Here is a 7,211-nt window from a genome sequence, read left to right on the forward strand (position 1 = left end):
TCCTGACCGAAAACTCCGCCGAGCCGGCTCGTCAGAACGAGCCGACTCGGCGGGTGTTTGGGTCAGGACGGGCCGACTCGGCGGGATCGGGTCAGAAGGACGGGATCCAGTCGAAGGTGTCGGGGTTGGGGCCGGAGCGGCCGGACTCGCCCTTGTCGAGAGCCGCGAGGGCGGCGATCTGGTCGTCGCTCAGCTCGAAGTCGAAGATGGCCAGGTTCTCCTCGAGCCGCTCGCGGCGTACGGACTTGGGGAAGACGATGTCGCCCCGGTCGATCTGCCAGCGGAGCAGGACCTGGGCGGGCGACTTGCCGTGCGCGGAGGCGATCTCGGCGACCACCGGGTCGGAGAGCTCGCCGCCGCCCTGACCGAGCGGCGACCACGACTCGACCTTCGCGCCGTGGGCGAGAGTGGCGGAGCGGGCGGCCTCGTTGGTGAAGTAGGGGTGGACCTCGATCTGGTTGACCGCCGGGGCGACGCCGGTCTCGGCGACGATCTTGTCGAGGTGGTCGGGCTGGAAGTTGGAGACGCCGATGGAGGTGGTCAGGCCCGCCTCACGCAGACCGACGAGGGCCTCCCACGTCTTCGCGTACGTCCCGTCGTACTGCGTCGGCAGCGGCCAGTGGATCAGGAACAGGTCGACATGGTCCAGGCCGAGCAGCAGCAGAGACCTCTCGAGCGATGCCTTGGCCTTGGCGGGGTCGTGCTGGGAGTTGTTGAGCTTCGTGGTGACGTAGACGTCCTCGCGGGCGAGTCCGGCGGTCTTCAGCGCGGCGCCGACACCAGCCTCGTTCTGGTACATCTGCGCGGTGTCGATGTGGCGGTAGCCGACCTCGAGGGCCTGGCTGACAACCTGCTCGGTCTCGTTCTCGGGAACCTGCCAGACGCCGAGACCGAACTGTGGGATCGAAGTGCCGTCGTTGAGCTTGATCGTAGGAACCGTCATACCTACATACAACCAAGTGAGTCGCGACCTATTCCACCCTTGGCTCCGACGTCAGCCGATCGTCACCGTCACCACGTTGGAGTAGGTGCCGGTGTCGATGTCCTTCATCCGGAAGCTGTGCTTCCCGATCCGGCCGGTCTGGATCACCGTGGAGAACTGCTCGCCGGTCACCGAGACGTCGGGGATGCCGAACTCCGCCCAGCCCTCGCCCTCGTCCCGCTCCAGCCGGAGGATGGCACCTTCGCCGCCGGGGTAGATCCCGGTGATGTCGATCCGCTCCATCGGCTTCGCCTCGACGATGCCGGCCTGGAGAGTGATCTTCTTCGCGGTCTTCTCCTCGACGGCCACGGACGAGGAGCTCGTGGAGTCGGAGACCGAGCCGGCCTTCTTCTCAGGAGCGCTCGTGGGCGAGGCGTCGAGCGTGATCGCCGGGCCGGTGGCCGTCTTGGTCGGCTTCGGCGACGGCGCGTAGAGCGAGGCGCCCGCGTCCGGGTCGGTGGCCTGGTCGCTGGCGGCGCCATCGCCACCGAGACCCAGGATGTTGGCACCGACGAACATCCCGATCCCGACGATCAGCCCCACCCCCACGGCGACCGCCACCAGTGCCGTGACTCCGGCCGCGATCGGATGCCGCTCCCCCTGCTTCACATGCGCTCCTCAGCCCAGAAACTGCGATGGTGACAATTCAGCCACACGTTCTCACCCGGCACCAGGAAATCAGCTGATCAGCTCCTGGCGGCGCGCGATGGCGGCCGCCTCCGTACGGCTCCCCGCGCCGAGCTTCCCGAGGATGTTGGAGACGTGCACGGAGACCGTCTTCGTCGAGATGAACAGCTGTTTGCCGATCTCGCCGTTGCTGCGTCCCGCCGCGACCAGCGTCAGGATCTCGCTCTCCCGCGGCGTCAGGGCCGTCGGCGTCGCCTGCTGGTGCTTGACTGCGGTCGCACCGAGCGACCTCAGCTCGTCGAGCAGCGGCTGCAGCCCGAGCCGCTTCGCGCTCTCCCTGGCCTTGTCGGCAGTCCCCCGCGACCCGGGGACGTCGCCCGTGGCGCGCTGGATGACGGCGTACGTCGTCCGCACGGCGGCCAGACCCGGAACGTCGCCGTAGGCCTCGGTCTGCTGCTCTGCGCGCGCCCACGCCGCCAGCAGCGACTCCTGGGGCGGCGCGTCGATGCCGGCCAGCCAGTGGACACGGAGCACCTCCGCCTCCAGCCGAGCGGCCCAGGCACGGCCCTCCGGACCCCATTCGCCGGGCTGATACTGCGCGACCACCTGCTCGCCGTCGCTGTGGAGCCCGTCGACGGCCTCGACCAGGGCGGGCCACTGCACCGCCGGCACCGAGGGCAGCATCTGCGCGATCGCGGACGCTGCCACGACCGCCAGCCGCACCCGGCCACCGAACCACTCGGTCCAGAACTGGGAGAGCGTCTCAACGGTGTCGGCATAGATCGAGAAGACGGCGGCATGGTCCCCGGCGCGACCCGCGGCGACCATCTCCACGGTGGCGCCGTAGAGCGCGATCAGGCCCTCCTGGGTCCAGTACGGACGCAGCGCCGCGGCCGCCTCACCGACCGACGCTCCCTGCGCCTGCTCCATCATCATTCGGAGCACGTCGAGGAGCGCGACCGGCACCGGCGGCGCGTCGGGCAGGTTGCCGCCGGTCAGCGCCAGCGCCTCGTCCCACTCCCCCAGCACCATCTGGATCCGGACGATGTCGGCGCGGGCACCCGCGGCGTAGAGAGACCACTGCAGCGACTCCCCGCCGGTCGCGTCGATCACCGCCCGGAACCACCTCAGCGCCTCCGCGTAGTCCCCGGCCTCGTCATAGGAGCGGCCGAGCGTGAACAGACCCCGGCTGACGGCGTACGTCGACCCGACCCGCCGCGCCTGGTCGATGGTCTCGCGCAGCACCTGTCGGAAACCCTCCACCTTGTCGCCGCCGCCGCGGCCGGTGCGGACCTTCAACATCGACAGGCTGGTGGCCATGTCGGAGGCGAGCTTGGAGAGGCTGTGCCGTTCGGCGATCTCGATGCCCTCCAGACCGACCGCCTCAGCCTCCTCGCTGCGGCGGTACGCCACCAGCGTCCGAGTGCGCACTGCCAGGACGACACACCGCACCTTCGGCTCGGCGTCGTCGGGCAGCGCGTCGATTGCAGCGCGGGAGTAGGTGAGCGGGTCGCCGTTCTCCATGGCGAACGCCGCCTCGGCCCTGGTCGCCAGCAGCAGCGCCCGGCCGACCGTCCGGCCGGAAGGGATCGCGTCGAGCCGCTCGGCCAGGATCGCGTCGGCGCGCGAGGGCAGGCCGGCGAGGATGAGCGTGTCGGCAGCCCGCTCGTAGACCCGGTCCAGGTCGACCCCAGCCGCCTGGGCGACCTTCGGGTCCGCGGCGAGACCGAGCGCCTTCTCGTAGTGGTGGGCGGCCTCGCCCACACCGCTGACGTTGCGGGCCTCCTCGGCCGCGGCGATACGCGCGCGCAGCGCGGTCGCGAGATCGCCGGCACGCCTGGCGTGCAGCGCGAGCTCGGCGGCCGCGCCCAGCCCGGGGGTCTCCTTCAGCACCTCGGCGAACCGGGCGTGCAGACGCACCTTCTCGCCGGGGAGCAGGTCGTCGTAGACCGCCTCGGCGAGCAGCGCGTGGCGGAACGTGTAGCGCGAGCCGGTCGGCTCGAGCACCTTCTGCTCGACCGCGGTGCGCAGCGCGTCGTCGAGCTCGTCGTTCTTCATCTCGGTGACCGCGGCGAGCAGCTCGTGGGTGACGCGGCGGCCGGCGATCGAGGCGGTGCGGACCACGCTGCGGGCGGCGCCGTCGAGCCGGTCCAGTCGCACCAGGAGCAGGTCGGCGAGATCGACCGGGAGGTCCTCGTCGCAGCCGGCCTGGATCAGCTCCTCGACGAAGAAGGCGTTGCCCTCGGCGCGGCGAACGACACGTTCGGCGTCGACCTTTCCGCTGGCCAGCTCGTGGACCAGGCGCCGAACGGAGTCGTCGGAGAGTGGCTCGAGGACGATCCGCTCGACGTCGGGCAGGCGGCCCCACTCGCCCACCTGGCGGCGCAGCGGGTGCCGGCGGTGGATGTCGTCGGCGCGGTAGGAGGCGACCATCGCGACCGGGCTGTCGTAGGGCCGGGTGAAGAGGTAGGTCAGCAGGTCGCGGGTGGACTGGTCGGCCCAGTGGGTGTCCTCGACCACGACGAGCAACGGCGCCTTCTCGGCAGCCGCCTCGAAGAGCGTGTGGACGGCGTCGAAGAGCTGGCCCCGGTCGGTCCCTGCCGCGGCGGAGCCCGGGTTGGCGCCCATCACGCGGCGTACGGGCCTCAGCCTGGCCAGCGCCGGATAGTCGGCCGCCACCCGCTCGACCACCTCGGGCAGGTCCGCGACGATCCGGTCGAGGATCTCCGAGAACGGCATGTACGCCACGGCGCTCTCACCGAAGTCGACGCAGTGTCCCGCGTGCACCTGCCAGCCGTCGGTCAGCGCGCGGTCGCGCAGCGCGGTGAGCAGGCGCGTCTTGCCGACACCGGCGTCACCGGCGAGGAGGACGTGCTGGCGCCGGGTGTCACCCGTCGACGCCACCCCGAGCAGCCCGGTGAGGGTCTGCAACTCCGAGTCGCGACCTACGAAGGACCGAGCACTTTGCGCCATGCCCTCTATCATCGCGCCTCCGGGCCCGGGATTCTCCTGCATTACGGTCGTCCGAGGACTCAGTTGTGTATCGAGTCCATCCGGCGCGGACGACGGCGCTTCACCTGGCGGGCGAGCCGGTCGGCGGCGGCCGCACGGCGCATGCTCTGACGGCGGTACGCCAGCTCGGCGTCGTAGCTGATCTGGGTGTTGTAGGTCATGTACCCAGACTCGGCTCCTGAGGTAGGTCCGGGCATGAGGCGCCTGCCTTAGGCGTACGTCAGAGGTGCCTCATTCAGCCGTGATCCGGGTCACTCCACGAGTCCACGGCGCCGCCCGATGGCCGCCGCCTCGGTGCGCCCGGAGGCGCCGAGCTTGGCCAGGATGTTGGAGACGTGGACCGAGACGGTCTTGGTGGAGATGAACAGCTGGGTGCCGATCTCCCCGTTGCTCCGCCCGGCCGCGACGAGGGCGAGGATCTCGCTCTCCCGAGCGGTGAGCCGGCCGGACGGGCCGGCGCCCGACCGCTGCGGCGTCGTGCCGAGCGTACGCAGGTGCGCGAGCAGCGGCTCCGCGCCGAGCTGCTTCGCAGCCTCTCGGGCCTGGTCGACCAGCTGCCGTGCGCCGGCGGTGTCACCGCCCGCGCGGAGGACCTCGGCCAGCCGGGCCCGCGACCAGGCGAGCTCGTGGACGTGTGGGAAGACCTGGAAGGCGGCCACTGCCTCCCGCCAGGCATCGACGAGCTCCTCCTGCTCGGGCGGGTCGATGCCGGCCAGCCAGTGGACCCGGAGCCCCTCGGCCACCAGGCGTGCGGTCCACGCCTGGCCCTCCAGGCCCCATGTCGGCTTCGCCTCGGCCGGTCGCATGCCCGCAGCGACGATGCGGTCCACCTGCGCCAGCACCTGCCGGCGCTCGCCGGCCGGAAGCCCCGGGATCACGGCGCTGATGGCGCCGACGGCGACGGCGGAGAGCCGGGTGTTGCCGCCGAACCACTGGCCCCACGTTCGGCCGAGGGTCTCGACGCCTGCGTCGTAGGCCTCGAGGATCGCCTCCACATCGCCACGCGCGCCGGCGGCCTTGATCTCCACCGGCACCGACTCGCTCGCAGTGGCGACCTCCTGCTTCCACGACGGCCGCAGCCGTCGCGCCTCCTCCCCGCGGTCCGCGCCGCGGTCCTGCTCGATCATCAACCGGTTGGCCTCCAGCCACGGCGACAGCGCCGGCGGGATCCCGTAGGCCTCGGTGAGCGCGAGCGCCTCGTCCCACTGGCCGACCTTGTAGAGGTGGCCGAGCCAGGCGGTCCGGGCGTCGAAGGAGTACGGCGCCCACGGCACGCCCCGCTCGACGCCGAGCAGGAAGGCGCTGCGGTAGTTCTCGCCGGCCTCGTCGAGACGGTCGGCGGCGTCGAGGGCGTAGCCGAGCTGGATCCGGGCCCGCAGCTCCGGGTGCAGCGCACCGGCCTTGGCCGCTCTGGCCACGGCCGCGCGGAGGGGCTCGATCCGGGGCTGCGGCGGGCGGCCCCACGTCCCGGCCAGGGTCGCCGCGACCTCCGCGGCGAGACCGGTCCGGCCGAGCTCCTCGGCCAGCGCCAGCGCCTCCTGGCCGGCCCTCTCGGCGTCGTCGTGACGGCGGTAGATCATCAGCGTCCGGGCGTACGCGGCGAGCAGACGCGCTCGCACCAGCGGCGGGGCGTCCTCGGGGAGCGCGGCCATCGCCGCCTCGGCGAGCTCCCCCACCTGGACATCGTTGACGTAGGCGAAGCTGGTCTCGATCTCGACCGTCATCAGCTGCGCGCGCCACAGTCCGGGCGCGTCCGGCGGAAGCGACTCCCGCTGCTCACGAGCCAGCTTCCCGGCCCGGTCGGCATGCCCGGCGGCGACCATCGCATCGCTGGCCTTGACCACCAGATCGACGAGGCGCTGGGTGTCATGGTCGGAGGCGGCGCGGCCGGCGAGCTGGGCGATCGCCTGCTGGTAGTGCTGGGAGGCCTCGTCGGGACCACCGGTCGCTGCCGCCTCGTCTCCCGCCGCGATCCCGGCGCTGAGTGCCGTCTCGTGGTCGCCGGCGAGACGAGCGTGGCGGGCCAGCCCGGCCGTGCTGCCGGTCACGAGATCGCCACGCAGCGCCTCGACGTAGCGCTGATGGAGCCTGACCCGCTCCCCCGGGAGCAGGTCGTCGTAGACCGCCTCGCCGAGCAGCGCGTGCCGGAAGACGTAGTAGCCGTCCTCGCGCGGCACCAGGATCGCGCGCTCGATCGCCTGCCTCAGCCCGGCGTCGAGCGTGGCCCGGTCGAGGCCGGCGACGGCCTCGAGGAGCTCGTCGCTGACGTTGCGACCGGCGGCGCTGGCGGTGTCGACCACCTCGCGGGCGGTCGCATCGAGCTGCTCGAGCCTGACCAAGAGCAGGTCGGCGAGGTCCCAGGGCAGCTCGTCGGTGCCGGCCGCCTGCACCAGCTCCTCGACGAAGAAGGCGTTGCCCTCGGCGCGGCGTACGACGCTCTCCACGTCGATCCCCAGATCGCCGGCGAGCTCGGCGACCAGGAGGCGTACGTCATCGTCCGAGAGCCGCCCGAGATGGACCCGCTCGACGGACGGCAGCCGGGTCCATTCCGCGAGCTGGCGGCGCAGCGGGTGGCGGCGGTGGAGATCGT

The 7,211-nt window shown here is 71.8% G+C and carries 5 protein-coding genes; all 5 read right to left on the bottom strand.

Features of this window, described 5'->3' with window-relative positions; all coding sequences use genetic code 11:
* Positions 1 to 91: 91 nt before the first annotated feature.
* Positions 92 to 943, bottom strand: a complete 852-nt coding sequence (locus H5T77_RS25205; protein ID WP_292653359.1) for an aldo/keto reductase — start codon at positions 941 to 943, stop codon at positions 92 to 94.
* 51 nt (positions 944 to 994) lie between these two features.
* Positions 995 to 1,591, bottom strand: a complete 597-nt coding sequence (locus tag H5T77_RS25210) for a hypothetical protein (protein WP_292653360.1) — start codon at positions 1,589 to 1,591, stop codon at positions 995 to 997.
* A gap of 69 nt (positions 1,592 to 1,660) precedes the next feature.
* On the bottom strand, positions 1,661 to 4,582 hold the full coding sequence (locus H5T77_RS25215; RefSeq protein WP_292653361.1) for a helix-turn-helix transcriptional regulator: 2,922 nt from the start codon (positions 4,580 to 4,582) through the stop codon (positions 1,661 to 1,663).
* Positions 4,583 to 4,641: 59 nt separating this feature from the next.
* On the bottom strand, positions 4,642 to 4,782 hold the full coding sequence (locus H5T77_RS25220) for a hypothetical protein (protein ID WP_292653362.1): 141 nt from the start codon (positions 4,780 to 4,782) through the stop codon (positions 4,642 to 4,644).
* A gap of 90 nt (positions 4,783 to 4,872) precedes the next feature.
* Positions 4,873 to 7,211, bottom strand: a 2,339-nt coding sequence (locus H5T77_RS25225; protein ID WP_292653363.1) for a helix-turn-helix transcriptional regulator, incomplete at its 5' end; no start/stop codon positions are given.

The sequence above is a fragment of the Nocardioides sp. genome, from assembly GCF_014360585.1.
Taxonomy (GTDB): Bacteria; Actinomycetota; Actinomycetes; order Propionibacteriales; family Nocardioidaceae; genus Nocardioides.

What these genes read in the sequence shown, in the direction of transcription:
- H5T77_RS25205 (WP_292653359.1), bottom strand. Translation starts at nt 943, where the DNA reads ATGACGGTTCCTACGATCAAGCTCAACGACGGCACTTCGATCCCACAG.
- H5T77_RS25215 (WP_292653361.1), bottom strand. Translation starts at nt 4,582, where the DNA reads ATGGCGCAAAGTGCTCGGTCCTTCGTAGGTCGCGACTCGGAGTTGCAG.
- H5T77_RS25220 (WP_292653362.1), bottom strand. Translation starts at nt 4,782, where the DNA reads ATGACCTACAACACCCAGATCAGCTACGACGCCGAGCTGGCGTACCGC.